Origin of the sequence: Pseudonocardia ammonioxydans (assembly GCF_900115005.1) — a bacterium.
In the GTDB taxonomy this organism is placed as follows: Bacteria; Actinomycetota; Actinomycetes; order Mycobacteriales; family Pseudonocardiaceae; genus Pseudonocardia; species Pseudonocardia ammonioxydans.
Genome location: NZ_FOUY01000055.1, coordinates 1 through 26276 on the forward strand (window position 1 = coordinate 1; position 26276 = coordinate 26276).

General features: G+C 69.9%; 23 protein-coding genes and 1 pseudogene. 11 read left to right on the forward strand and 13 right to left on the reverse strand.

From position 1 onward, the window contains the following. Positions 1–427: pseudogene (locus tag BM093_RS30280) on the reverse strand (IS5/IS1182 family transposase); the annotation flags it as partial. Positions 428–595: 168 nt separating this feature from the next. On the opposite strand from BM093_RS30280, the gene BM093_RS30285 reads away from it, so the two are divergent. Both BM093_RS30285 and BM093_RS36330 read left to right on the forward strand, forming a co-directional pair. After that, positions 596–1015, forward strand: coding sequence for a hypothetical protein (locus BM093_RS30285; protein WP_143105602.1), 420 nt, complete (start codon positions 596–598; stop codon positions 1013–1015). A gap of 28 nt (positions 1016–1043) precedes the next feature. Beyond that, positions 1044–1205: a hypothetical protein gene (locus BM093_RS36330; RefSeq protein WP_177238800.1), complete on the forward strand. Its 162-nt coding sequence runs from the start codon at positions 1044–1046 to the stop codon at positions 1203–1205. Between the two features lie 91 nt (positions 1206–1296). Here the strand turns inward: BM093_RS36330 and BM093_RS30295 are convergent, their stop codons facing one another. Then, a complete protein-coding gene (locus BM093_RS30295) occupies positions 1297–2160 on the reverse strand; it encodes a hypothetical protein (RefSeq protein ID WP_143105603.1) in 864 nt (287 codons plus the stop codon). 352 nt (positions 2161–2512) lie between these two features. Between BM093_RS30295 and BM093_RS30300 the strand changes: the two genes are divergently transcribed. From BM093_RS30300 to BM093_RS30315, 4 genes are all read left to right on the forward strand, one after another. Further along, positions 2513–2896 (forward strand): hypothetical protein, encoded by a 384-nt coding sequence (locus BM093_RS30300; RefSeq protein WP_143105604.1) that lies wholly within the window; start codon positions 2513–2515, stop codon positions 2894–2896. Beyond that, on the forward strand, positions 2893–3360 hold the full coding sequence (locus BM093_RS30305; protein ID WP_093354873.1) for a hypothetical protein: 468 nt from the start codon (positions 2893–2895) through the stop codon (positions 3358–3360). The genes BM093_RS30300 and BM093_RS30305 overlap by 4 nt, the downstream gene beginning before the upstream one ends. A 292-nt stretch (positions 3361–3652) precedes the next feature. Beyond that, on the forward strand, positions 3653–5962 hold the full coding sequence (locus BM093_RS30310) for a xanthine dehydrogenase family protein molybdopterin-binding subunit (protein WP_093354878.1): 2310 nt from the start codon (positions 3653–3655) through the stop codon (positions 5960–5962). An 11-nt stretch (positions 5963–5973) separates the two neighbouring features. After that, positions 5974–6435 (forward strand): (2Fe-2S)-binding protein, encoded by a 462-nt coding sequence (locus BM093_RS30315; RefSeq protein WP_093354883.1) that lies wholly within the window; start codon positions 5974–5976, stop codon positions 6433–6435. Between the two features lie 246 nt (positions 6436–6681). Here the strand turns inward: BM093_RS30315 and BM093_RS30320 are convergent, their stop codons facing one another. Further along, the gene (locus BM093_RS30320; RefSeq protein ID WP_143105605.1) at positions 6682–7545 is read right to left on the reverse strand and encodes a TetR/AcrR family transcriptional regulator; all 864 of its coding nucleotides are present in this window, start codon (positions 7543–7545) and stop codon (positions 6682–6684) included. Between BM093_RS30320 and BM093_RS30325 the strand changes: the two genes are divergently transcribed. From BM093_RS30325 to BM093_RS30340, 4 genes are all read left to right on the forward strand, one after another. Further along, positions 7517–9079, forward strand: coding sequence for a class I adenylate-forming enzyme family protein (locus BM093_RS30325; RefSeq protein ID WP_177238801.1), 1563 nt, complete (start codon positions 7517–7519; stop codon positions 9077–9079). The two genes, BM093_RS30320 and BM093_RS30325, sit on opposite strands and share 29 nt — an antisense overlap. A gap of 99 nt (positions 9080–9178) precedes the next feature. Beyond that, a complete protein-coding gene (locus BM093_RS30330; protein WP_143105606.1) occupies positions 9179–9619 on the forward strand; it encodes a hypothetical protein in 441 nt (146 codons plus the stop codon). Next, positions 9616–10440, forward strand: a complete 825-nt coding sequence (locus BM093_RS30335) for an alpha/beta fold hydrolase (protein ID WP_093354896.1) — start codon at positions 9616–9618, stop codon at positions 10438–10440. The genes BM093_RS30330 and BM093_RS30335 overlap by 4 nt, the downstream gene beginning before the upstream one ends. A 393-nt stretch (positions 10441–10833) precedes the next feature. Further along, positions 10834–12492 (forward strand): flavin-containing monooxygenase, encoded by a 1659-nt coding sequence (locus BM093_RS30340; protein WP_245773894.1) that lies wholly within the window; start codon positions 10834–10836, stop codon positions 12490–12492. A gap of 465 nt (positions 12493–12957) precedes the next feature. Here BM093_RS30340 and BM093_RS30345 read toward each other — a convergent pair whose 3' ends face one another. From BM093_RS30345 to BM093_RS30390, 10 genes are all read right to left on the reverse strand, one after another. Beyond that, positions 12958–14187 carry a hypothetical protein gene (locus BM093_RS30345; protein WP_093354905.1) on the reverse strand — a complete coding sequence of 410 codons (1230 nt, stop codon included), beginning with the start codon at positions 14185–14187 and terminating at the stop codon, positions 12958–12960. Position 14188: 1 nt separating this feature from the next. Further along, positions 14189–15001, reverse strand: coding sequence for a maleate cis-trans isomerase family protein (locus BM093_RS30350; protein WP_093354909.1), 813 nt, complete (start codon positions 14999–15001; stop codon positions 14189–14191). Between the two features lie 271 nt (positions 15002–15272). Further along, the gene (locus BM093_RS30355; RefSeq protein WP_245773895.1) at positions 15273–16802 is read right to left on the reverse strand and encodes an aldehyde dehydrogenase family protein; all 1530 of its coding nucleotides are present in this window, start codon (positions 16800–16802) and stop codon (positions 15273–15275) included. A gap of 31 nt (positions 16803–16833) precedes the next feature. Beyond that, complete coding sequence (locus BM093_RS30360) at positions 16834–17937, reverse strand: NAD(P)-dependent alcohol dehydrogenase (RefSeq protein ID WP_093354914.1); 1104 nt, start codon at positions 17935–17937, stop codon at positions 16834–16836. Between the two features lie 95 nt (positions 17938–18032). Then, positions 18033–18341 (reverse strand): hypothetical protein, encoded by a 309-nt coding sequence (locus BM093_RS30365; protein WP_093354919.1) that lies wholly within the window; start codon positions 18339–18341, stop codon positions 18033–18035. Beyond that, a complete protein-coding gene (locus tag BM093_RS30370) occupies positions 18338–19018 on the reverse strand; it encodes a VOC family protein (protein ID WP_093354923.1) in 681 nt (226 codons plus the stop codon). Before BM093_RS30370 ends, BM093_RS30365 begins: the two co-directional genes overlap by 4 nt. 52 nt (positions 19019–19070) lie before the next feature. Next, positions 19071–20693, reverse strand: coding sequence for an FAD-dependent monooxygenase (locus BM093_RS30375; protein ID WP_093354927.1), 1623 nt, complete (start codon positions 20691–20693; stop codon positions 19071–19073). Then, entirely contained in the window at positions 20690–22372 is a 1683-nt protein-coding gene (locus BM093_RS30380) for a (2,3-dihydroxybenzoyl)adenylate synthase (protein ID WP_245773896.1), read from the reverse strand. The genes BM093_RS30375 and BM093_RS30380 overlap by 4 nt, the downstream gene beginning before the upstream one ends. Positions 22373–22475: 103 nt before the next feature. Then, on the reverse strand, positions 22476–23207 hold the full coding sequence (locus BM093_RS30385) for a TetR/AcrR family transcriptional regulator (RefSeq protein ID WP_177238802.1): 732 nt from the start codon (positions 23205–23207) through the stop codon (positions 22476–22478). Positions 23208–23301: 94 nt separating this feature from the next. Then, a complete protein-coding gene (locus BM093_RS30390) occupies positions 23302–24564 on the reverse strand; it encodes an MFS transporter (protein ID WP_093354937.1) in 1263 nt (420 codons plus the stop codon). A 550-nt stretch (positions 24565–25114) separates the two neighbouring features. On the opposite strand from BM093_RS30390, the gene BM093_RS30395 reads away from it, so the two are divergent. Then, a complete protein-coding gene (locus BM093_RS30395; RefSeq protein WP_093354940.1) occupies positions 25115–26116 on the forward strand; it encodes a hypothetical protein in 1002 nt (333 codons plus the stop codon). Positions 26117–26276 lie beyond the last annotated feature (160 nt).

Genomic DNA, 26276 nt, shown 5'->3' on the forward strand with positions numbered 1-26276 from the left:
ACCCATCGGGTGCGGTGAGAACCTGGACGTTCCCGCCGTGATGGCGGTGCTTACCCGACCACCACAGATCGACCCCAGCATTCGGCCCGAAAGCTCTGGATCGATCGGTCCGGATCAGGGTGCCGTCAAGATGGACGTGGGTGTGCCCGGCCGCCCGTGCGGCCAGCAGCGCACCGTGCAGCCCGGGCGCGGCGGCAGCCAGCACGTCAATCCCTTCGTGCAGGTAGCGGTAGGTCGTGGAACTCGAGAGCTGGTTGTCGATCGCGAGCTGGGCGACCCGGGTGGCATCGAGGAACCAGCGCAGCACCAGCACCGCTCGCCGGTAGCAGCCCAGCACACGACGCCCCCGGCGGGTGCCCCGTCGTGCACGTTCGCCGGCCAGCAGCTGGGATACGAACGCGGCGGTGGACTCCCCGATCGGTAGCACGGCGGTGTAGATGACAGGATCGGGCACGCGGGACCTCGGTGAGCTGGGCGATCTGTGGAAGGACCGCCTCTCTACCGAGGTCCCGCACCCCTACCTGGTCATCTTCGCTCCGTCGGCGTGTTGTCGCACTCTCCCTGAGCCCCGAGCCCGGCTACTGGGCAACACTCAATGAATTCTGCCCCCGAGACAGACGCGGTCTGTGCCCATCACCCGCAATCCGAGGTGCTCGGTCGACTGCTGTTCGCGATTCGTAGCAGCGTGCTGCGCACCTGCCAGCTGGACTACTGGCCCGCCATGTCGGGGGGCATCGTCTTGGAGTGGTTCGAGGGCCCGACTGCCAGCGAGGCGCGCGAAGCGCTGATGATCGACCTCGTCGACAGAGGCAGCGTGGAGCTTCGGACAGACGACCTCGTTCTCGAGCCGGATCGGTTCGAGCACTCCGGCGAGGATGTCGTGCACATGCGTGTCGACGACGTCCCCGTGGAGTTCCGGGCGCTGGACCCGGTCGGCTGGTCCGCCTTCGTGGAGAACAACCGTGCGGCGATGCGCCACATGATCCGCGAGATGGGGCAGGCCGGTGCGGCCTGACCCGGACAGGCCGCGCTACACGGCGACGGTGCGCCGCGACGGCGAGTTCTGGCTGATCCACATCCCGCAGCGCGATCTCTACACTCAGGCCCGCTTCGAGGGCGAGGTCGAGCTGATGGGCCGCGACGTCGTCGCGATCGAGGACGACGTCGCCCCGGATTCCTTCGACCTCGACGTCGTCTACGAGTAGGGACTGCTGCTGAGCCGGGCCTGCAGCGTCCTCCGCGTGCTCAGCGGCCCGCTCACCGCCCTCGGCCGCGCCGCGCACGGCACGGGGTAGTTCAGTCGTCGCGGTCGTCGTCGTGGCGCCCGGGTTCGACGAACGTGGGGTCGTTGTCGCGGGCCAGCGTGATCATCAGTTGACGCACGCCCTGCTGCTGCAGCGGGCTGAGCCGGCCGTAGAGCTGCTGGAGCTCGGCGCTGGCGGGGTCGCGCAGCATGATGATCGCGTTCTGGTACTGGCCGTCGACCTCGGGCGGGTCTTCGTCGTAGAAAAAGCTCAGCCCCATGCCGAAGAACTTGCCGATCCATTGCAGGTACGACGACTGCGGTCGCTCGCCGCGCTCTCCGGAGGTCAGTTTCTGGATGTAGACGTTGGTGATCTTGCCGCCGTTGGCGTTGATCCAGCGCGCCACATACGTGGCCGGGTAGGGGCGACCGTCGGCCTGCACGACGACGGTGAACAGGTAGTACACGCGCTGCGGGATGGTGCCGCGCCGGTAGCTGCTCAGCCGCTGCTGGATGAGCCGGTGCTGCTCGGCGCCGTCGATCCGGGGCGGCTGCGGGTCGGTGAAGTAGGAGGCGGGGACGCGGAAGAACTCGGCGACCTTGACTGCCTCGGGCGAATCGGGCCGCAGGTCCGTGACCGCCTTCCCCTTCCGCAGCGCGTTGAGGCGCTCGCGGGAGCTCCATCCGCCGGTGGCATTGATCCAGCGGACGACGTCGGAGACGGAGTATTCCTGGCCGTCGTCGTTGAGCACCGTGGCGAACAGGTTGTTCATCCGGTCGGCGAACTCGGCGTCGGCCACAGCGGATCCGCCGTCGGAATGCGCCGTGCTCTGTGCTGCCGGGCGACTGGATGCCACTCGCTTTGCCGATTCACTGCGCGCACCGTTCGCCGCCTGCGTGCTGTGTTCCTCGGCCATGGGCGGCGTTCCTTCGTTCGGCTGCTCCCCGTTCAGCGGCAAGCTCCCGGACTATGCCGGGGCGAGCGTGACGAAGCCTACTCGTCAGTCACCCTGCGCACTGCTACCAGGCCTGGGACTCCCGAAGCTCCGCCCAAGTGCAAGGTAGAGGCTGATGTGCCCTGGGCCACACTCTGACGGGTCGCCGCTCGTTGTGCCGACGTGCGTCGTGAGTGGGACCCAGAAGAGCTGATCACGTCCTGGACGCTGGTCGATGCCGACTGGCCGCACTACTCGCGGACCGACGCCGTCCCGGTCGACGGGGCCGTGCCCCGCCGGGTGGCGCTCGGCGGTGATCGACGAGCAAGGCCGGATGGAACGCATCCCGTACGAACTGTGCGTGCTCAAGGCGCTGCGCGAGGCCATCCGCCGCCGCGAGATCTGGGTCGTCGGGGCCAACCCGTGGCGCAACCCCGAACACGACCTGCCCGCCGACTTCGAGGACAACCGCGACGTGCACTACGCGGCGGCGCTACGCGCGCCGTTGGACGGCGCCGCGTTCGTCGCCGACCTCAAGGCCCGACTCGACGCGGCGTTGACCGGGTTCGACAGCGCCCTGGCCGACGGCACCACCGGCGGGGTACGGATCACCACTGGTCACGGCGACGGGTGGATCGCGGCGCCGGCGATGGACAAGGCCCCCGAGCCGGCGAACCTGGCTCCCCTCAAGGCCGAGGTCGCGCGCCGTTGGGGGTGATCGACCTGCCCGAGGTGCTCAAGAACCTCGATCACCTCACCGGGTTCACCGAGGAGCTGACCTCGGTGCTGTCCCGCGAGGAACTGCCGGCGCAGGTACTGCGGCGCAGGCTGCAAGCGTCCGGCCGCGGATCGAGTCGGTGGGTGCGCAGCAGGATCAGGCGGTCGAACAGATCGCGTAATTCGGTCCGGATCTTTCCCGGGCTGTTGTTCACCTGTCGGGCGCAGGAGACGGCGACCCCAGCAGCGGCGGGCGTTGCGTGCAGCCGTGATGTCCTTGATCCCGACGGTGCGACCTGCAGGCAGGAAACGCCCGGTGCACGGCTGTACGCCGGCGGCGACGGCGACCCTCCGTGTCAGACCTCTCGCGGCGTGTTCGTTCAGGCGGCCGTTGACAATCAGAGCCTCACGCGTAACTCCTTCTCGACACAGACGTTGGAGTATCAACACTGCTGTTCGAGGTAGCTGGCCCAGAGGTGCCGGTCGATCGACAGGCATGTCACTTCGTCAGGGAGGAGGCGCGCAGTGATACGGGAGCCGCTGCCCGCTAGACGTCTCGGGTCGGGTGCCGGGCATCGTTGGGGCTCTGCTCCGCGGCGCTGTTCGGTGGCCGCTGACCTGCCGACATCGTGTTCGTGGCCGACACGGGTCGGGTGTAGCCGATCCTGCCTGCCCGCGTCCGCGGCTGATCGCGTTTGGCTCCCTTCTCGGTCGAGGTCCCACGCCCCCATCGAATGTCTACAAGGAGGTACGGCTGATGGGCCGTCACAAGTCCGCGGTCGCCGAGCGGCCCCGGAGGAACACTGTTCTGACCACACATACCGTCGGCCGCCGCAGGTTCCTGACCTATCTCGTCGCAGCCCCGCTGCTCACCCTCGGGACGGAGGCCGTGATGCAGGCGACATCGTCGTCGACACCGGCCTCAGCGGCCGTCCCGTCCCCGCCGTCGCCCGAGGATGTCTTCGACATCGGTGAGGCCCTCAAACTGGCAGCGACCCCGACGATGCCGCTGGTGCAGCTCGAGGTCGGCGCCGATGGGATCGCGCGGCTGCAGATGCCCCGCACCGATATGGGCCAGGGCCTGCTCACCTCGTTCACGATGATCATCGCCGAGGAGCTCGACGTCCCCCTCGATCGGGTCGAGGTCACCCACGCCGACGCCCGCCCGGAGCTTCTCTTCAATCAGATCACCGCGGGGTCAGCGGCCATGCGGACCTTCTACGAGCCAATCCGTCAGATGGCCGCGATCGCCCGGGCCCGGATGGTCGCCGCCGCCGCAACCCGGTGGGACGTCGACGGGGCGTCGCTCGGCACCGACGCCGGCGCCGTGATCGGCCCCGGTAGCCTGACCGCCGACTTCGGCACGCTCTCCGCCGCAGCCGCCGCCCTCGACCTGGCCACCTCGTCGATCAGGCCGAAGGATCCCTCCGAATGGGAGCTCGTCGGCACACCGACGGGACGGGTCGACGCACGCGACATCATCACCGGCCAGAAGAAGTTCGTCATGGACCACATGGCGGGAACGGCCAAGCCGGCGCTAGTCCGCCGGCCGCCGACGATCAAGGGCGCGGTCGGCGAGGTACGCAATGCCGCGCAGGTCCGGGCGATGCCCGGGGTGGTCGGCGTGGTACCCATCCCGACCGGTGTCGCGGTCGTCGCGGACACCATCGAGCAGGCCCGCCAAGGCGTGAACGCGCTGGAGGTGGACTTCGGGCCGGGCCCGGTCGACGGTGAGAGCAACGCGACCATCCTCGAGGGGATCAAGCAGCACGTGCAGCCGTTCGCCGTGCCCCCGCTCGGGGCGGCAACGGTCGAGGCCGAGTTCGACTGGGCGCCCGCCTGTCACGCGCCGTTGGAGACCGAGTGCGCTGTCGCCGACGTCCGCGCCGACCGGGCAGAGATCTGGGCCGGGTTCCAGGCCCCGATCGTGGCCCAGCAGGAGATCGCCCTGATGCTCGGCCTTCCCCAAGACGCGGTCACCGCGCACGTCGTCGCGCCCGGCGGCGCGTTCGGTCGCAAGTGCTTTTTCGAACCGGCCACCGAAGCCGCCCAGGTCTCGCAAGCGCTAGGGATGCCGGTCCGGCTGATGTGGCACCGCACCGACGACATGCGACACGGCCGGCAACGCCCGCAGAACTACCACCGAATTCGGGCGACCGTCGTGGGCGGGCAAGTCGTGGCCTACGAGCAGCGCGTCTCCGCGGTTGCGTTGGAGGTCGCGCCCGGGTTCGGCGAGATCCTCACCGACGTCGCGACCTCGCTCCCGCCCCGCGCGAAGAACACGGTCGGCGAGAAGGCCTACAGCCAGACATTGTTTCTGCTGATGGTGTCCTCGCCCTACAACCTCGGCGTCTACGACCGCACGCTGGCCGAGATCGGCAACGGCATCCCCACCTCGGCCTATCGCAGCGTGCACTGCCCGACGACTCGCACCTGCGAGGAGATCGTCCTCGACGAGGTCGCGGCGCTGCTCGACAAGGACCCCCTCGAGTACCGCAAGGAATGCGCCAAGGACGCCGCCGCCGCGGCCGTCCTGGACGAGGTGGCCCGCCTGTCGGGCTGGGGGCGATCGATGCCGGAAGGTTTCGCCCAGGGCGTCGGCTTCCACAAGGAGAGCAAGACGCTGACCGCCTGCGTGGTCGAGCTCGACGGCCGTGATCCGCAGGACCCGCGGGTGACGAAGGTGACGATGGTCGTCGACGCCGGGACCGTGATCAATCCCAGCGGTCTGGAAGCCCAGATGGAGGGCTGCATCGCCGAGGCGATCTCGCTGACGCTCACCGCCGGCCTGCACATCGAGAACGGGCTCCCACTGGAGGGCAGCTACAGCAACTACGACTGGCTGCGGATGCGGCACTACCCGAAGGACTCGACGGTGCACATCATGCCCTCGACCAACGAGGACATTGGCGGCATCGGCGAGGTCGGCATCACCGCCGCCTCCGGTGCGATCGCCAACGCCTACGCCACCGCGACCGGCATCAAACCCCGCAGCTTCCCGATCGTGTTCCCGGTCGACTTCGAGCCGTTCGCCCCCGGCGCCCTGCCCGCCCCCAACCTGATCTGAGAGGACCTGCGATGCCCAGCTACACCATCGAGGTGAACGGAAAGAACTTGACCGTCGATGCCCCCGAGGACATGCCGCTGCTGTGGGTGCTGCGGGACATGCTCGGCATCACCGGGCCGAAGTACGGCTGCGGGATCAACGTCTGCAAGGCCTGCACGAGCCTACTCGACGGTGAGGCCGTACGCCCCTGCTCGGTGAAGGTCTCCACCGCCGCAGGCCGGAAGGTCACCACAATCGAGGGCCTCGCCGACGGCGAGAAGCTGCACCCCGTGCAACAGGCATGGCTAGAACAGGACGTGCCGCAGTGCGGCTACTGCCAACCCGGCCAGATCATGAACGCGGTCGCGCTCCTGTCGAGGTCGTCCGATCCCTCCGACGAGGAGATCGACGCGATCGAGAACGTCTGCCGCTGCGGCACCTACCCGCGCATCCGAGCGGCGATCAAGCGCGCCGCCGAACTGCAATCGGACTGAGAAAGCCGATTGCCTCGCGGTCCGGGTCGCGCCTGACCCTTCGTCCGGCGCGGCCCGTGGGGTCGGCCCGGTGCGCACGGCCGATCCCCTTATGAGTGGCGTCCGCTGTGGGCCGCCCGAACCGCTGGCCAGCAAGCCCCGAAACCGCCGAAGACCTCTGCACACATCATCGAAGAGCGTTCCTCGGAAAAACAGTAAGCAGGCTCATCAAGGGTGGTTCGCTCGGCTCCCCCAAGGGCCGCCCGGCTATCGGGCCGCGGCCGTCGCGGCCGTCGACTCAGTGCCGGCGGTGTCCCGGGCCCGCAGCAGGTTCCGCGCCAGGGCGATGTAGTCCTGCACGACCTCCTCGCGGTCGAGCCTGCCATCGGGCGCGTACCACTCGCGGATGCCGTTGAGCATGTCGAGCAGCGCCATCGTGGCGATCCCCGCATCCCGCACGTCCAGTTCCCCGGTCGCGCGGCCCTCCTCCACGAGCGCGAGCACCGCGTCGTGGTAGCGGGCCTGCAGAGCGATCCCCTCCTCCTGCTCGTCGACCGACAACGCGTAGCGGATCGGGTTGCCGACCAGCAGTTCGGGGCGGCGATCGTCGCTCATCTCGATGTGGATCCGGATGACCTCGTCCAACCGGTCCGTCACGGTCCGGTCCCCGTCAGCGAGCACCGGCAGAGTCGCCGCATTGAAGTCGACCATGAACCCGACGACGATCGAGCGCAGGACTTCCTGCTTGTTCGTGAAGTGGTGATACATCGTCGACGACGAGATCTCGACGGCATCGGCGATGTCTCGGATAGACGTTGCCGCATAGCCCCGCTCGTAGAACAGCTCGCTCGCGCGGGCGAGGATCTGCCCGCGCAGCACCGGGCCCTGGTCCAGCGACTTCTTCCGCGCCATCACACCTCGGGTTTCTGTCGCCACGGTCGGGGCGGGCTCATGGTAGCGCCTCAGCACGGACCCGATCATTTGATCGGCATCTTGACCGTCGTGGGCGCCGCCCCTAAAGTAAGTGTCGATCGATCGATCGACACTGTTCTCGACTTCGCGTCTCACAGCTCCGTCCGCGCCGATGACGAGGTGGTCCCCCATGAGCGCGCTTCCGAGCGAGGTCGGCACCGCCGTCCAGCACCTTGAGGCCGACACCGTTCCCCGGATGGTGGTCGAGCTGGCCGAGCGCTACGGCAGTGCCGAGGCCGTGGTCGACGGCCCTGTCCGGCTGGGTTTCGACGATCTCCTCGCGCGCTCGGTCACGGCGGCGCAGGCCCTGCTTGCCGCGGGTGTCGGCCCGGGCGCCCGGGTGGCGATGCTGTTGCCCAACGGGTGGCGCTATGGCGCGATCTACCTGGGCACCCAGCTCGCCGGCGGCGTCGCGGTGCTGGTGAACACGCGCCTGGCCGGGCCTGAGATCGCGCACATCCTCACCGACAGCGGATCGGACGTCCTGGTCACGACGGCCGAGCTGGCCGCCCGCCTGGACACGGAACACCGGCCGCGAGTGGTGGTGGCGACCGAGGACCTCGTGGCCACCGCGAGTCCCTCCCTCGGGATGGACCTACCCGGGCTCGAGCGCGACGCGTCGGACATCGCCCAACTGCTCTACACGTCGGGGACGACCGGCAAACCCAAGGGGGCCATGCAGACCCACGCGAATCTGATGTTCAACGCCGGCACCGTCCGCAGGCTGCTGGGCGCCGCACCCCGGGAGAGCACGCTGATCGCCGCGCCGATGTTCCACGCAATCGGCATCGTGTCCCAGTGGGTCGGGTTCCTCTCCGGCGGTGCCCGCTGCGTCCTCGTCCCCACCTTCGAGCCTCGATCAGTCGTTCGGCTCTTGGCCCGGGAGCGGGTCACGGTGTTCGCGGGGGTCGCGTCGATGCTGCAGCTCATCCTTCTCAAGGCCCGCGACGAGGCAGCCGATCTGTCGGGGTTGCGCTCGTTCGTGATGGGCGGCTCACCGGTCCCCGCGTCGCTGGACACCGAGGTCGCACGCCAGATGCCCTGGCTGAAGTTGGCCAACGTCTGGGGCCTCACCGAGGCTACCTCGATCACCACCTACACCGAGGGCGCCGAGTACCGTGCCCGCCCTTGGAGCGCGGGGACGGCGGTCGCGGGGGTGGAGGTCGCGGTATCCACCGGCGGCGGGCCGCCTGGCGCCCCGGCCGACACCGTCGGCGAGCTGTGCGTGCGCGGGCCGTCGGTGTGCCCGGGCTACTGGGCGAACGCGGAGGCCACCGCCGCCGTGATTGCAGACGGCTGGCTGCACACCGGTGACGTGGGCAGCATCGACGCCGACGGTCACGTCCGGGTACTCGACCGGCTCAAGGACATGGTGATCCGCGGCGGGGAGAACGTCTACAGCCTCGAGGTCGAGAACGTCCTGGGGACTCATCCGTCCGTCGCCGAGGTTGCCGTAATCGGCCTCCCCGACCAGGTCCTCGGTGAGCGGGTGTGCGCGGTCGTCATCCCCTCGCCCGGCGCAGAGCCCGACGCCGAGGCCCTTCGGGTCCACGCCGCCGGCTCGCTCGCCGACTACAAGGTCCCGACCGAGGTCCGGTTCGTCGCCGAGCTGCCGCGCAACGCGGCGGGCAAGGTGCTCAAGCGCGTACTGGCTGGCCGGGAAGGCATGACCGTCCCCCGTCCCGGGAGATGACGCCCCTAGGCACTGACACACCCGGAACCCGCCCATCCGCCGGACCGCTCCCTCACCGACCCCCGCACGACCCGACACTCAACGAAGAGGAGCCTGCTCGTGAGCAGATTCGAGGATGAAAGCTTCCTGACGACCTGGATCGAAGCGGTGAACGCCGACCCGGCGTTCACCGAAGCCACCCGCTGGTTCGATGGCTCGATCCTTCTCGACGACGACGGCGCGCAGGCCTGGCTCAAGGTCTACGACGGCGCGGTCATCGACCGCAAGCCGTTCATGCCGCCGTTCGGCTACACATTCAAGATCAGTGCCCCGCGCTGGGCTTGGAACGAGCTGCCCACCGGCACGAAGTTCACCGACCTGCTGCTCGGCGGCAAGCGCCGCTACTCCGGCCCTGAGGACCTCACCGGCACCCCGAACCTCGTCCCCGGTGCGTTCGTGATCGAGGGCGACACGATGTCGGCCTACCGCATCATCCAGGCCATTTACCTCATGACCGACCACTACAGCGCCGCCGCGCGCAGCTCGGAGCGTGCCGCATGAAAAGCACAGAGGACATCGTCGGCCGGTACGTCCGGGTCAACGGAGCCCGCACCCACTACGACGAGCTGGGCGATAGCGGCACCCCACTGGTCCTGATCCACACCCTGTACGCCTGCTCCATGGAGTGGACACGGATCATGCCGCACCTTGCAGCGCAGGGCTTCCACTGCGTCGCGCCGGACCTGCCGGGCAACTCCCGGTCCTACCCGCCGAACTGGACGCCGCTGACCTCGTCACGCGAGTACGGCGACTTCCTGTCCGACTTCATCACCGCCGTGTTCGGCGACCGCAAGGTCGTCGTCGCAGGCACGTCGATCGGCGGGAACCTCACCATCGATCTGGCCGTCCGCCACCCTGATCAGCTACTCGCCGCCGTCGCGATGGAGGGTGGTGTCTGGACGCCCACCGTCATGAGCCTGCAGCCCTTCATGAACCCGGCCTCGCTGCCCAGCTGGCCGGAGTGGATGGAGCGCTGCGCCATGGAGTCGCTCGGCCCGAACGTCGACGAGGAGATCCGCCAGGAACTGGTCTGGCAACACCGGTTCACCGGCCACCGGTCCGGGATGCCGCAGACCAACGTATGGACCGAGCACGACCTGCGTGACGTCGCCGGGCCGGTCGACGTCCCACTGCTGGTGCTCCATGGCGAGGCCGACTTCTATATGCCGGAGGAGATCGTCAAGCTCACCCAGCGCACGATTCCGAACTGCGAGGTCCGCAAGCTCGACGGGATCGGGCACTACCCGATGGTCGAGGACCCCGAGGGCATCTCGGCGATCATCACCGAGCACGTGAACAAGCACGTGCCCGGACGCGCCTGACCCGATCATCGCTGCCGACAGACCGAGACGCCGTAATCTGACCACGATCACGAGCTGTACGCACCACGTGTCCGCCCAGCGCACGGCCCCTGGCTGGGCGGACACCCCACGGCCCAGGCGATACTTGTAGTCGACAAGCGCCGAGAACCGCCGCACCGGCGACATCCTGTCGATCAATCGATCGCGCTGAGTCGCTGAAGCTTGTTGATCGTTCGGTGGTTGCACTGATTCGGTCGAGTGCCGGACACATGGTGGGCCGACGAGGCGGTGGCCGATGTTGGCGGCCGGGTCCGGTGACGACTGGTCTTCGGCCTGGCTCACGGCAGCTGCTTGGCGAGCATTGGGCGGCTCGGGGCAGCGCACAATGCGTCGAGGCGGCCGCCGGCTTCTTGAATGCTGACGAGGCCCGATCTTGAACTGGCCCGGCAACCCACCTCGGAAGCTGCTCAAGCGTCAGCAGACCAGCTCCCCCTCGGGCTGGTGGCTACGCGACATCCCGCGAGACATACACGACACCAACAGAGGAACCTGATGACATTCGCCGCTGAGCAGGAGACCGGCGAGTCGCGGGGCGCCATCCGAATCCACCCGGTCGACGAGGTCGAAGTGCTGATCGTCGGCTCGGGGTTCAGCGGACTCGGCCTGGCCGCCCGCCTCGAGCAGGCAGGCATCCGCTCGTACCGCATCCTAGAAGCCGCCGACGACCTCGGCGGCACCTGGAGGGACAACACCTACCCCGGCTGCGGCTGCGACATCCCGTCGCCCCTGTACTCGTTCTCCTTCGACCAGAAACCGGACTGGTCGCGGCTGTTCGCCAGCCAGCCCGAGATCCTCGACTACCTGCGCGAGGTCGCCCGCCGGCGCGGTCTGACCGAACACATCCGGTTCGGCCAGACCGTCGACAAGGCCCGCTGGCACGACGACGACGCCCGCTGGGAGGTGATCACGGCCGACGGCAGCCGGCACCGTGCCCGATTCCTCGTGTCCGCGGTCGGCCCGCTGCACCACCCCTCCTACCCGGACCTGACGGGGATCGAGAACTTCGAGGGCCCCGTCTTCCACTCGGCGACCTGGCGCCACGACGTCGACCTGACCGGCAAGCGAGTCGCGGTGATCGGGACGGGGGCAAGCGCCATTCAGTTCGTCCCGGCCGTCGTCGACCAGGTCGAGAAGCTGACCGTCTTCCAGCGGACGCCGCCGTGGATCGTGCCGAAGGCCGATCGCCCATTCACCGACCGGCACCGGACGCTGGCCCGCCTGTTCCCCCCGTACCGCTGGTGGGTGCGCTGGCGCTTGTTCTGGCTCCACGAGAACCGAGCCGCCGGCTTCGTCACCGACCCCGCCGCGATGCAGAAGACCGAGGACCTCGCCCGCGACCTGATTCGCCGTCAGGTCCCGGATCCCGAGCTGCGCGCCAAGGTCACCCCCGACTACGCCGTGGGCTGCAAACGGCTGCTGATCTCCAAGGACTGGTACCCGGCGATCGGCCGACCCAACGTGGAGATCCGCACCGGCGGCGTCCGGGAAGTCCAGCCCGGCAGTGTGGTCGGCGACGACGGAACCAAGACCGCGGCCGACGTGCTGATCTTCGGCACCGGCTTCGACGCGCAGAACACGATCCGGATCGACATCGAGGGCCGCGACGGGCTACGGCTCGCCGACGCGTGGAGCGCCGGCAACCAGGCCTACCTCGGCACCACCGTCGCCGGATTTCCGAACCTGTTCCTCATGGTCGGCCCAAACACCGGCCTCGGCCACAACTCACAGATCTTCATGATCGAGTCGCAGGCCCGCTACATCGTCGAACTGCTGCAGCGGCTGCGGCGGCGCGGCGCCCGCACCGTCGAGGTCCGCCCGACCGTGCAGGAGTCGTTCAACCGGTGGCTCGACCGCCGCATGGACGCCACGGTGTGGCAGAACGGCGGCTGCCGCAGCTGGTACCAGGACCCACGATCCGGGCGCAACACCGTCCTCTGGCCGGACACCTCGATCGCATTCTGGCGACGGACCCGGCGGCCTCGGCTATCGGACTACCTGCGGGACGGGACGTGAACGCCGTCCGGCCTGAGCAACGGCTGGCGCGAGACACTGGCCTCGGCTTTCACTTCGACCATCTCCGGGTGTGCTGGTCGCCGACTGTGTCGATATTGACCGAATCCTGCGCACCGACCTGAGCGGCGCCCTCCTCGTCGACCGGCCGGCCGACCGTCTCGTGATCACGGAGCCCTCGCTGCCTTTTCATCGAGCGGTGCGAGCTTGCGCAACACCGGTTCGGGCTCTCCCCCGCTGAGCGTTCTGAGGCGCCTCCGATCGGCTGGTCGCCCGTCGAGTCTGTCGGCTTTGAGATGGGGGACGTAGGGCTGCGAGGTGCCCGTTCGCGCTCTTGACGGACCGGCCCGGCAGCCGAGGCGGGAGGCGGCCGCGGGGAGCCCGGCCGCCTCCGTCGGGCCGGCAGGACCGCCTCCGGGAGCCAGCGCCGCCGGCCCATCTGCGGTGACGTCGTGCTAGCCCTGGGACTCAAGGCAGGTCATACACCCATGGGGAGATCACGGCGGCGGCTGCGTCTCGGTTCCCGTCACCGATTGGCCTGCCGTAGTGGTCGGCGGCGATTGTGTCCACATGTTTGTCGGTGCTGGCGATGCTGTCGACGATGGCCTGGAAGTCGCTGGGGAACACACAGTTGTCGGCGGTGTAGGTGATCAGCAGGGTGGGCAGGGTCATGTCCGGGCCCGCCTTCGCGACAGTGGCGTTCGAGGACAGCGCCGACCAGGTCGAGAGCCACGCGTCCGGTGTGGTGAGGCGGCCGAACCCGACGATGCCGTAGTTGGTGGTCTCGGGGTTCGGCCCGTAAACCGACCCGTAGCCGCGGTCGGACTTATCCAGGCTCAGGTCCATCGCCCGCAGGTCGGCGTCGGTCCGCCAGACGGTGATCAGGCGCGCGGTGCCGGCGCGGTGCCGGTCGGTGGTGGTGCCCTCGCCCGCTTTGACCTTCTGTCGGGCCGCAAGCGCCTCGGCGACGTGCTCGCGCGCTATGGCGTCGATCCGGGCGACTCGCGCGAGCTGTGCGGCCCGGTACCGCTCGACGAACTCGGGCGGGTAGCTGGAGCTCTGCGGGGCGGGTCGGTGACCGTTGTGCTCGGCAAACGGATCCAGGGCGGGGTCGACGGAGAACGGGTCGTTCTCGTCGGTGACCGAGGGGTCGATACAGCGGCCGAGCAGGGCGCCCTGGCCGGGGTGTGGGGCGAGGTAGGCCACGGCGTCCAGCTCGGGCAGCGTGGCTCTGTCCAGCGAGCTCGGCCGTCCGGCCGGGGTGCGCGTGACGCGGTCTGCGGGGGCCTTCTGGGACTGCTGCACGTAGTAGGTGAGCAGCCCGCCGCCGCCGGAGTTTCCGAGGCCCACCGTGCGCCGGAAGCCGACCGAGTGCAGCCATTCGAGGCCGGCGCCGAGGTCGAGCAGGGCTTGCTCATGGACGAGCCGCAGGTCGTTGCCCGCGTCTCGGGCCTGTTGGGCATACACGGCGTGCCCGGCTTCCAACAGGGCCGGGATCAGGTAGTGGCGGGAGAAGTCCACCCGTGGGTGCATGAGCACGACGACGGTCGTGTCCCGGGGTGCGCGGCCTGCCGGGGTGTAGAGCGTGCCCTTCGCGGCGTTGCCGTCGATGGTGACACTGGTCTGCAGGTGGATCCCGGTCCCGGCAGGCAGGATCGCCGGGTACCAGTCGACGTTCAATCCCGGGTTCTTGGCCATCTCAGGCACCCACCTTCGCGTCGCGGGCCAGCAGCCGCCCGGCCCCGGTCAGGTCGATCGGGAGCCCGAGTCGGTCCAGTAGGGTGAACGCCCCGGCCGTCGCCGCCGACAGCACGGGCAGGCCGAACTCGTCCTCGGCCGCCTGGACCAGTGGCAGGGACGGCATCTGCACGCACGCGGAGATCACCAGCGCATCGACGTCGGAGAGATCGAGCGAGCGCGCGGCGGCGAGGACCTGGTCTCCAGGGATGCAGCCGACCTGGGCGTTGTCGCCGACCTCCAGGGCTCGCCAGTCGGTGACGGTGATCCCCTCGGCCTCGAGGTAGGCGACGACCAGCTCGGCGACCGGGCGCAGGTAGGGCATCACCAGGGCGACCCGGCGGGCGCTGGTCGAGCGCAGCGCGTGCACGAGCGCGCCGGCACTCGAGGTGATCTGTGGTGTCAGGTCCCGGCGCGCGAGCTGGGCCTCGACGGCCGATTCGGTGCGCGCGTGCTCGCCGACGCCGTCGGTGTGCCCCTGGGCCATGAGGGCGACCAGGCAGGCGTAGAGGATCGCGTCGACGCCGGCGTCGCCGACTTCGTCGACGCAGCGAGCGCGCTGCGCGTTCATCGCCCGCAGTTCGTCCGGGGAGACGGTGTGCATCCGCATGCGGGTGGAGTGGAAGGAGAACGTGGCGTCGTGATGCCGCCGCAGCAGGGCGGGCAGCTCCGTCTCGACGGTGACGTTCGAGCTGGGAACGACCAGCCCGATGCGGTGGTGTGGGCGCGCGGGGCCGTCGGCCGCCGCACGCGAGCTGGTGGGCACGTCGGTCATCGTCTGTCCTGTCCTCGGGCAGCCCGTCCTGAGGCTGCGCCATAGCGTTGTTGTGGTCGTTGTCAGAGCCCCCTTCGCACCGCGAGCGTGAGGGAGCGCTTCAAGCGCCACCTCAAGTCCGTGGCACCCACCGGTCGACCGAGCTCTCGCGGGATCGACCGGGACCTCGCCGAACGTGGCTTCCGCCCGCGGCGCGAGACAGCCGGCCTACACGGACTGCCAGACCCGCGGGTCGGCGGGGTCGCGCCGCCGCCGACCCGCGCGGGGTGACTCAGTCGAGCGGGCCGAAGGTGCCTTGGTAGCCGCCGTCGAGGTCGATCACGACGCTCTTGGTCAGGGTGTAGTGGTTCAGCACCTCGTCGGAGAACTCGCGGCCGAACCCGGACTGCTTGTAGCCGCCGATGGGCATGTTGCCGACAAAGTTGTAGTACTTGTTCACCCAGATCGTGCCGGTTTCCAGCGCCCGGGCAAGGCGGTGCGCGCGGCCGAGGTCACGAGTCCAGAGTCCGCCGCCGAGGCCGTAGACGGAATCGTTGGCCAGCGCCAGCATCTCGTCCTCGTCAGACCAGGTCTGAATTGTCGAGACCGGCCCGAAGATCTCTTCTTGGGCGATCCGCATGGAGTTGTCGACATCGGTGAAGATCGTCGGCTCCACGAAGAGCCCGCCCTCCAGGCCGGCGACGGATGCTGCGTGCCCGCCGGTGAGGATCGACGCGCCTTCCTGCGGGCCCAGCTCCAGGTAGCCCATGACCTTGTCCATCTGCATCTTCGAGGCCTGGGCGCCGAGCTGGGTGTCCTCCGCGGTGGGATCGCCGATCTTCACCCGGGACAGGAAGCGCTGTAGGTGCTCGACGAACTCGTCGCGCACGGTGCGGTGCACCAGGACGCGGCTGCCCGCCAGGCACACTTCTCCCTTGTTGAGGATCATCGACATGGCGGCGCCCTCGGCCGCGGCGGCGATGTCGGCGTCCTCGCAGACGATGCTCGCGGACTTGCCGCCCAGCTCCATGGTCTGCGGAATGATGTTGACCGACGCGTACTCGATCAGCTTGCGGGCGGTCGGGCGGGAACCGGTGAACGCGACCTTGCGGACCCGAGGATCGGTCACCAGTGCCTCACCGAGGTCGGGCCCGTACCCGGTCACGACGTTCACCACGCCGGGCGGGAGCAGGTCGGCCATGCGGTTGAAGAACTCGAGCACCGACAGGCAGACGATCTCCGAGGGTTTCAGGACGATCGTGTTGCCGGCCGCCAGGGCGGGCGCGACCTTCGCCGCCATCATGATCATCGGGACGTTCCACGGGATGATCTGGGCCACGACGCCCATGGCCTCACGGTGGATGATCCCCACGCCGTCCGGGGTGTTCAGCGACTCACCGTGCAGGCGCCATGGTGCGCCGGCGAAGATCTCGAACTGCTCGATGGCCATCGGCAGGTCGAAGTGCCGGGCCTCCATGATCGGCTTGCCGTTGTTGAGGGTCTCGAGCTGCGCATAGTGCTCGAGGTCGGTCCGCATCCGGCGGGCCATCTCGTAGAGGATCGCCTGCCGCTCGCCTGGTGTGGTCTGCGACCACGCCGGGAAGGCCCGGGCGGCGGCGTCGACGGCCTTCGTGGCGTCCTCGGCGTTGCCGGCCTGGATCCGGGAGAGGATCTCGCCGGTCGCGGGGTTGCGCAGGTCGATGGTCTTCCCGGAGCGTCCGGGACACCACTGCCCCCCGACCAAGTGGCCGTACTCCGGGGCGAACATGCGCTGATGGACGGGCCCTTCCGGGCCGGCCTGGGCATCGTCGGTGATGGTCACGATGGAACCTCTCTGTCGGAGGGTGGCGTTGTTAGAAGGTGACGACCGGCTTGAGGGCGACGCCCCGTTCGGCGTCGGTGATCGCGGTGTTGATGTCGTCGAACGGGTAGGTGGTCACCAGTTCGTCGAGCGGGAACCGCCCGGCCTGATAGAGCCGGACCAGGCAGGGGATGAACTCCTGCGGCGCGGCGTCGCCCTCCAGGACCAGGGACAGCCGCGGCGAGGACGCGGTGAGCAGCGCCCCGACGTCGAGCTTCGCTGCGTCGCCTGGGGCGGGCGCACCGACCAGCACGCCGTGACCGCGCACGGCCAGGCTGTTGGCCATCTGGGTGAACACCGCCGACACCCCGGCGGCGTCGAGCGCGTACTCGACCCCCTTCCCGCCGGTGATCTCCCGGATCATCTGCTCGGCGTCCTGGTCCGCGGCGTTGACCACGTGCGTGGCACCGAGCTCGAGTGCCTTGTCGAGCCTGCTCGGCACCACGTCGACGGCGATGATGGTCGTGCAACCGGCCACGACCGCGGCGAGCAGGCCCGAGATCCCGACCGCGCCGGCGCCGAATACGGCGAAGCTCGACGCGGGTTGTGGATCGAGCGTGTTCAGCACCGCGCCGGCGCCGGTCATGACCCCGCACCCGAGTGGGCCGAGCAGGTGCAGCGGCAGCTCGGCGGGCACCGCCACCAGCAGGCGTTCGTCGATGTTCGCGTGGGTCGCGAACGTCGACTGCCCGAAGAACCACCCGGTGATCGGGGCCCCGTCCAGGCTGACCGGGCTGGTGCCGTCGGGGCGCACGCCGCCGAAGTTGCGGGCCCCGAACTCCTCGCAGTAGCTGGGCAGCCCCGCCGCGCACCTCGCGCACCGGCCGCAGTGGTTGAAGCCCGCGGTGACGTGGTCGCCGACTCGCAGGCGGGTGACCCCCGGGCCGACCTCCTCGACGACACCGGCGCCCTCGTGGCCGAGCACCGCGGGCAGCGGGACCGGGTAGACCTGGTCGCGGGCAATGACGTCGGCGTGGCAGACACCGGTGCCGACCAGCCTGACCCGCACCTCCCCGGGTAGCAGCTCGGCGAGCTGCACGGTCCGGATCTCCAGGGGCCCTCCGGCCTCGATCGCGACAGCGGCAGTGATGTCCATTCCTGGCCGCTCCTCTCCGAGCTGGCGTCGACAAGTCGACGGGATCTGCCCCCGGCGGCCGGTTTGCTGCCGCACCCGCGGGGGTCTCACGGGACCTAGCGGTGGACGAGCCGAAGCGCGTTCTTGTCGTGCTGGACGATCCGCGCGTCCTGCAGGCCGGCGACCGCCGAGTACCAGACGGCGTGCCGGCATCCGGTGGCCCTGCGGTCGATGACGATCTGCTGCGCGGTGCTGGTGTGTCCGGCACCGACGGCCTCGCCCGGGTCGGGGGCCGGCCGGTCGTGGTCGTCGAGCGCGATCCGGAAGTACGGCCCGACCTTGTCGACCTGCAGCACGGCGTCCTGCTCGGCGACTCGCACGACGCCCTCGTTCTCCGGGACGTCGAGCACGAACAGCGCGCTCACCGCGGCACCGCCCCGGTGCCGGAGGGCGCCTGCTGCGCGGCGTCCCAGTCCGCGGCGCGCTCGACGATGAGCTCGGCCTTGCGGGTCAGCAGCTTGTCCAGCGATGGCTCGGGGCCCGACGCGACCTCGCACAGGGCGTCGATGGTGAGGGCGGCGTCGAGATCCTCCTGTGGTGTCACCGGGCGGAGCGCACGGGTGATCTCGATCATGTAGCCGTTCGGGTCGTGGGTGTAGATCGACTCGATGGTCTCGTGCATGACCTGCATCTCGCAGGGCCACGCGCTGTCGTCGAGGCGGCGGCGGTACTCGAGCAGGTCCTCTTCGGAGTCGACGTGGATCGCCAGGTGCCGCGAGTTCGCGAAGAACTCGGGGGTCCCCTCCGGGAGCCGCGCCCAGGCGTCCCCCCGCGCGGCCGGGTCACCGACCGGCTCGTGGCCGAAGTAGTAGAAGAACGCGATCCGGTCGTCGTTGCCGATGTCGAAGAAGAAGTGGATGAAGTCCGGGTGCTCGGCCGGCCCCCACCCTGCCGCGCAGATCGAGTGCACGACGGGGAACTTCAGCGTGTCCCGGTAGAACCGGACGGTCGCGGCCGGGTCGAAGGTGGGGAAGGCGGCGTGGTCCACGCCCTGCACCCGGTGCTCCTCGTGGACGCCGCGGTCGGCGGGATCGGTGGTCATCAGTGAACCCTCCTTGTCGGGATGGCGGTACGGATGGGTAGTTGGATCCCGGTCATGGGGCGTGTTCGACGGACCCGTCCTCGGGCGGCAGCGGGCACACCAGGTCCGCCCGGGCGGCGGCGACGCCGGCGGCCAGGTCGTCGGTGAATTCCGCCGGGCCGTCGACGACGACCAGCCCGCCGGTCTCCGCGCGCAGCCGCTCGCCCACGTCGAGGCGGGTCAGCAGGCTCCCGCGGTCGGTCGGGCCGGTCAGCCAGAAGCCCTGCCAGCCGGCCGGGACGAGATCGCCGAGCCGCGTGATCAGGGCATCGCCCGGCGCGCTCCACGGATCGGTGAGCGACACCTCGACCCGCGCGAGGTCGGCGCCCGCGGGTGGTGCGGCGACATCTGCGGGTGCCGGTGTGGACAGCTGGTCCCGATCAGATGCCCGCAGCACCCGGCGCGGCCACGCCCGGTCGGCGTGCTTCGCCGGTTGCCCTAGGACCCAGTCGACGACATGCTCGACCGGGACGTGGGCCGGGTCGAGGTCGGCGAACTGGCCGAGCCCGCGGCGCACGATCTCCGGGTTGGTGCCGGCGAAACGCTGCAGTCCGACGTTCCCGGCCCGGGTCATGTAGGCGAGCATGAGCTGGTCGACCGGGAGCGAGGTACGCCGCGGGAAGGAGTCCCACCACAGCCGGCTGCGCCGGGCCAGCTCCTGCAGACGCTCCACCTGCGGGCGGCGGTCGCGCTCGTAGCGGGCGAGCGCGGTCGGCAGGTCATCGGCCGCGGCGACCGCGTCCCGCAGGGCGATCGCGTCCTCCATCGCCAGCTTCGTGCCCGAGCCCACCGAGTAGTGCGCGGTGTGCGCCGCGTCCCCGAGCAGGACGGCATTCCCCCGCGTCCAGCGCTCACAGTGGACGGTGCGGAAGCGCAGCCACCGCGTGCGGTTGCCGATCAGCTGGTGGCCGTGCAGGTGCTCGGCGAACGCCTCCTGCAGGTACGCCAGCGCGGCCGTGTCCGACTCGTCCGGCGGGGTGGCCTCGGTGCTGGCCTCGAATCCGGCGGCCCGCCAGGTCGCCTCGTCGGTCTCGATCAGGAACGTGCTGCGGTCGGCGGCGTAGGGGTAGGCGTGGGTGACGAACGTCCCGTGCTCGGTGGTCACCGGGGCGAAGATCGCGGTCTCCAGCGCGAAGTCGGCGCCGGCCCACAGATACAGGCCGTCGGCGACCTCGACCTGGGCCCCGAAGTCCTCGGCGTGGTCGGCGCGGGTCTGGCTGCTCACCCCGTCGGCGGCGATCACCAGGTCCGCATCGATGTCGGCGAGCGTGCGCCGCTCCCCGTGGTGCAGCTCGACGCCTGCACTCTCAGCGTGCCGGCTCAGCACCGCTAACAGCTCCGGGCGGGCGATGCCGATCAGCGCGCCGTTGTGCACCCGGGCCGCCTGGTCGCCGACGATCATCCGCATGTCGTGCGGGCGGCCGGCGGCGATGATGTCCGCCTGGGTCACCGGGTCGGCGGCCTCGAGGTTGCGCTGGGTGCGGCCGGCGACCGCTACGCCGAATCCGAACGTGCGCTCCGGGACGCTCTGCTCGTAGACCCGGACCCGGGCCCCGGGGTGCGCGAGCTTGAGCAGGCGCGCGGCGTACAGGCCGCCCGGCCCGCCGCCGAGCACGGCGATGCTGTCGAGCCTCATGACCGGACGACCTCTTTCTCGATCTTGTTCTCGATGTCGGCGCGCAAGTCCTTCTTCGACACCTTCCCGACGTTGGTCAGCGGGAAGGCCTCGACGATCTCGATCCGCTCCGGGAGCTTGAACTTCGCCAACCCGCGGCCGATCAGAAACTCGCCCATCGACCCCACCGTGGGGTGCTCCGCCCCATCGGTGAGGACGAGATAGGCGCAGATGCGCTCACCCAGCACCGGGTCCGGCATCGCGACCAGCGCCGCGTTGCGGACGTCGGGGTGGCTGGCGAGCAGCTCCTCGACCTCCTCGGCGTGGATCTTCTCGGCGCCGCGGTTGATGACGTCTTTGATCCGGCCGTCGATCGCGTAGTAGTCGCGGCCCTCGACGACGTGCCGGGTGACCAGGTCGCCGGTGCGGTAGAAGCCGTCCGAGGTGAACGCCGAAATGTTGTGCTGTGGGGCCCGGTAGTAGCCGGTGATCGTGTACGGCCCGCGGCAGGCGAGCTCGCCGAGCGTGCCGGGGGGCACCTCGGTCTCGTCGGCGACGTCGAGGACCCGGACCTCGTCGGCGGGCGAGATCGGCGTCCCCACAGTGTTGCGGCGGACCCATTCGGGGGCCTCCGGCGGGGTGTAGAGGAACATCCCCTCGGCCATCCCGAACATCTGCTGGGTGGGGATCCGCAGGTCCCGCTCGAGCCGTTCCAGCAGCTCGGCGCTCGGCCGCTGCCCGCCGAGGCAGAACCGTTCGATACTGCTCAGGTCCGTGCTCGCGGCGGCCTCGTGCTCCAGCATCCGGATCGCGACCGCCGGGGGCACCACCGGCAGCACGGTGACCCGCTCGGTGGCCACCAGCTCCAGCAGCGGGCCCGGGTCCGCCCCCGGGGCCACCACGCACGTGCCCCCGACAAGATGCGCGGGCTGCAGCGCGGCCACGATGCCCGCGTTGTGCATGATCGGCAACGGGTGCATCACGACCGAGTCCGGCCTCAGTCCGAGCGCCTCGGCCCACACCCGTGCGTTGTAGAGGTATTCCTCGTGCCGGCGCGGAGCGATCTTCGGCAGGCCGGTGGTCCCGCCGGAGAGCTGGAAGGCGACCGGGTCGTCGGCCGCGATCCGGACCTCGGCCAGCGCGCTCCGGTGCCCGGCCCGGCCGCCCGCGGCGAGGACCTCGTCGTACGAGGTCGCCCCAGCGGGCGCGCGGCCGCGGACCACGATCAGCGTGTCCAGCGCGTCGATGCCCGCCAGGAGCTCGGCGCCGAGCCCGACCAGGTCTCGGTTGCGGAAGTCGGCCTGCACCAGGTGACCGCGGGCACCGGTGTGCTGGGCCAGCTGCCCGATCTCCCGCTCGCCGTGCTGGGGCAGGGTGCAGACCGGCACGATCCCGGCCTTCACGCACCCGTAGTAGGCGACCACAGTCTCCAGCACGTTCCCGAGCTGGAACATCACCCGGTCGCCCGGTTCCAGCTCGGTCGCCGCCAGCAGCCCCGCGCCGAAGTCCTCGCTCAGCTCGTCCAGCTCGCGGTGGGTCAGCCGGCCGTCGGCGGTGACCAGTGCGGCCCGGACAGGATGCGATCGGGCCGCCGACCGCAGTGCGTCCCCGAGGGTCTCGCCGGTCCAGAGGCCGTCGCGCCGGTAGCGCACGGCCCGCTCGGGCGGCACGAGCGGGATGGGGTCGATGTCGAGTGTCACAACAGCTCCAGGGTACTCGAGAGTCGAAGTATCAACAGAGATGTCACAGCGGTGGCGGCGCGATGACCACACCAATGTGGTGACGAGAGTGGGGGCCGCCGACTCAGGCCGGGCCGGGACTGTCCCCGGTCGGACCGTCGGTCGTGTCACCCAGCGCGGACGACATGGCGCTCTCGAGGTGCGCGATGTCCTCCTGGAGAAGGGCGAGCGCGGCCCACGGGCCGGGCCTGACCTGGCGGTCGTCACCCCGGCGCACCCCGGTCATCGCCATGTCGACCAGGACGTCGGCGATCGAGTCCGCATCGGCGTCGGTGCCGGCGCGATACCACCAGGCGACCCAGTTCGCCATGCCGAGCATGCCGAGCGCCACGGTCCGAGCCGGAAGGGGGCGGAACTTCCCGGCCTCGATCGCGTCACTGATCAGGCCCGTGAGCAGCTCCAGGACGCGCCGCCGGGCCTGGCGATGCATCTCGGCGATCTCGGTCGGGAGGTCCGGCTCGCTGCGGTCGAGGAGTCGGAAGCGCCGGGTGTTGCGGGCGTTGTTGACCACGATCTGCCGCAGCGCCTCCTCGACCCGCTCGTCCTCGGCGAGATCGTCCCTGGCCGTGGCCTGTTCGAGGATCTCGACGACGCGCTCCAGCACGTCCCGGACGAGGGCCGCGAGGATCTCCTCCTTGTTGCTGACGTAGTGGTAGAGGGCCGGGCGGCTGACTCCCATCGCGTCCGCGATGTCCTGGAATGAGGTGTTGGCGAACCCTTGGGTGGCGAACAGGCGGGCCGAGTGCTCGAGCAGCTCGTTGGACACGAGCCGCCGGCGGTTGTGCTGCCGCGCCATCGATGCCTCGCCAAGGTCGCCCGCCGTGCCGTCGGGGCCATCCTGCCCGACAGCGTCCAGTGGGAGTCCACGCAGGAGCCAGGTGTCGGTCACGTCATACCCCCGGCTCACGACCCGCGGACTCAACCGCCGCGGCACCGGGCTCCGGAGCGTTCGACGGCCGCGGGACGAGGGCGCAGGCGATCGCCCCGAGCACGGCCACAAGGGCGAAGACGCCGACATTCCAACCCAGCCCCAGCCCGGCCCCGATCAGGGCGCCGCCGATGACCGGGCCGGCCACGGCGCCGAGCCGGCCGATCCCGCTGCTCAGGCCGAGGGCGGTGGCCCGGCGAACCGCCGGATAATGCGCGGCGACGTAGCCGTAGACCACGATCTGGTTGCCGGTCGTGGCCGCGCCCGCGACAAAGACCAGCAGGTACAGCAGCCCGACCGGCAGCGGAACGGCGATCAAGCCCAGCGACACGACCGCCAGGGCGAACAACGTCGTCGCGACCCAGCGACTGCCGTAGCGATCGGCCAGCGCAGACCCTGCGAGGCCACCCGCGATCGCACCGACGTTGAGCACCAACAGGAAGGCGAGCGCGGAACCCAGCGCATACCCCGCCCCGCGCATGAGCTGCGGCAGCCACGTGTTCAAGCCGAACACGAGCAGAAACCCGCAGAAGTTCGCGACCACAAACAGCAGGGTCGCGATCGCCGTCCTGCCCCTCAGCAGCCCGGCGAGCTCGCCCGGGCCGGAACCGCGGGGGACGCCGCGTTCGCGGCGGACGTAGCGTGGCGACTCGGGCAGAAGCCAGATGGCCAGCGGCACGAGAGTGACCAGCGGGAGCGCGCCGATCGCGAACAGGGTCCGGAATCCGGCGGGCTCCAACAACACGATCGCCAGGACCGCGGCCAGGACACCACCGACCGGGAACCCGCACAGCATCAGCCCATTGATCACCTGCCGGCGAGCCACCGGCGCCACCTCGACAACCAACGCGATCGCAGTCGGCGGGATGCCACCGAACCCCAAGCCGGCGAGGAACCGGAACAGGCCCAGCGACCACGGGTTCGGGGCCAGCGCGACCAGCAACATCATCACGGAGAACCAAGCCAGCGAGATGATGAACAGCCTGCGCCGGCCGAGCAGGTCAGTCAGGGCCCCCGAGGCGATGGCGCCGAGAAACATACCCAGCAGGGCGTAACTACCGATCGCCCCGGCCTGGGCCGGGGTGAGCCCCCACGGCTCGTAGTCGAGCAGAGCAGGAACCACCGAGCCGTAGACGATCAAATCGTATCCGTCGAACACGATCGCCCCGAACCCGAGGGCGACGGCCGCGACGGCCGAACGGGGATGGACCGACGTCGTCGTCATCGGCAACCTCCTGGAATCGGCCCGCATGACAGCAGGCACGCAAGGACGGTAGGGCTACCGAACAGCACTGTCAATGTTTCGACAAAGATGTTCGATCGACTGCGGATGCGAGGCTCAGCTGGCCGCGCGTTGCGCCGACCGTCGGCTGGCACCTACAGGAAACGCACATAAGGCACAGCCGACTTTCGTGGACCGACCCTGCCTACCTTGCACTTGGGCGGAACTTCGGGAGTCTCGGACCTACCAGCCGTACACCTTGATCACCCTCTTCAGACGCCCTACATCTGCGCCGTTACAGTTGATACTGAGCGTATATTTCTACAATCGCTATATAGTACAATTCGCGCGCTGACGGCCGTCTCAACGCTCGCCTCCGTGCTCGGGGAGGCGAGCTCACAGCACGGCGGCTGACGTGCGGAGGTGAGACGTGGTGGTGATCGGCCGGCGTACGCGTGCGGCACCCCCGGCGCTACCCCCGTGGTGGGGCGCGGACGAGGCACCCCCTCGCCCCCGACAGCGCCCCCCTGCCTCATCAGGCCCACCTCCTGCCGTGGCCGGTGCCGAGGCTGCTGCGCCGGACCCGGCTGAGCGGGGCGACGAGGTCGCCTACGTCGACAGCTCCGAGCAGGCCGAGCCCTACGTCGACTACGAGCCCGAGTTCCACGATCCGGGCTACGGGGACGGTGACTACTTCCCCGACGAGCAGCGGCCGGTCAACGGCGCCACGGCTCTCTACCGGGAGGGTCCGACGCAGCCGACGATGACCCCGGAGGACTACTACTCCGAGCTGACGGTGACGTTCCCGGCGCCGCAGCAGGGCAGAGACGCGGCGTCGGAGATTCCGCAGAGCCCGCTGCCGTCCGGGCGTTGGGTCACCCAGGACAGCACGGACCAGGACCTCTATCTGCCCTCCGGGCGGGCCAGCGACGACGCCCGCGCCGCGCGCACCACGGTCGACCGCCCGGTCGAGGCGCTGCGCCCGGTCGGGGTCGACGAGGCTCGCCAGCTCGCGGAGTGCTTCGCACTGGACTACCTGTCCTGCGACGAGGACGACCCGGATCGACGCCGGCTGGCCCTCGAGCCCTACCTCGCGCGACGCTCGGACGCGTTGCTAGGCTGGCCCGGCGACAAGCCGGGCAAGGGCCGGTGGCGAGCCGTGCAGGCCCGCGCCGGGGAGGTCCTGCCCTACAGCCACGGCATCACCGTCGATGTGAAGGTGCTCGTCGAGGTGTTCGAGCGGATCTCCGCGCCGGAACCGGACGCCGACGCCGACGCCGACGCCGACAGTGCCGCAGACGTCGAGGACCACGACGCCGAGCACGACACCGACGCCGAGCACGACACCGACGGCGACGACTCCCCGGCCGGGCCCTCGCCACCCCGACCGGAGCTGCCCTTGGGCGCGCGCTGGTCGGCCGTTCCCGCGGCGAGCGCCCCGGGATGGAGACAGGTGATGAGCATCTGGCAGCGCCTGGGGATCCCGGTTCGCCGCCACGACCTCGGCCATCTGGTCGTCGAGCTGTTCGCCCTGCCTCCCGCCGACAGCGGCTGACCGCCGTGCCCCGCCGTCCTCACCTCCTGCCCGGCCCCTCGTTCACGACTGGGAACTCCTCATGACCAACGCATCGGCCCCCGAGCCCTCCTCGACCACCCCGACGCCGTCGCTGCAGCGCACCTGGGAGGCCCCGGTCTTCAGCGACACGACCGCGAAC